The sequence below is a fragment of the Flagellimonas flava genome, assembly GCF_050617915.1.
Taxonomy (GTDB): Bacteria; Bacteroidota; Bacteroidia; order Flavobacteriales; family Flavobacteriaceae; genus Flagellimonas; species Flagellimonas flava_A.
The window spans coordinates 1-240 of sequence record NZ_JBODQE010000158.1 but is presented as its reverse complement, the minus strand read 5'-3'; the positions used below and the strand labels follow the sequence as shown (position 1 = coordinate 240).

Sequence of the window (240 nt, the reverse complement as noted above, 5' to 3'; positions counted from 1 at the left end):
AAGTACTCGTAGTACTCATTGGAAAGTTGTTGCACAGTCTGAGCCTTTTCACACAACGGACCGTACTTAATCGCATCTTCAGATGCCTTGTTCCCAAGACCTTCAAAATAGGCCAAATTGTTTGCTTCGCCTTTTTCGTTGGAAGTCTCCAATTTTGCATTCATCAAACCAAATGCAGCGAGAACCTCCTTGCTCATATTTACTGCCAACATCGCGATGATGATCACGTACATAACCTTT

The 240-nt window shown here is 42.5% G+C and carries 1 pseudogene; it reads right to left on the bottom strand.

Annotation, left to right across the window (positions count from 1 at the left end):
* A pseudogene (locus ACRHOZ_RS21380) lies at nucleotides 1–240 on the bottom strand (gliding motility protein GldM); the annotation flags it as partial.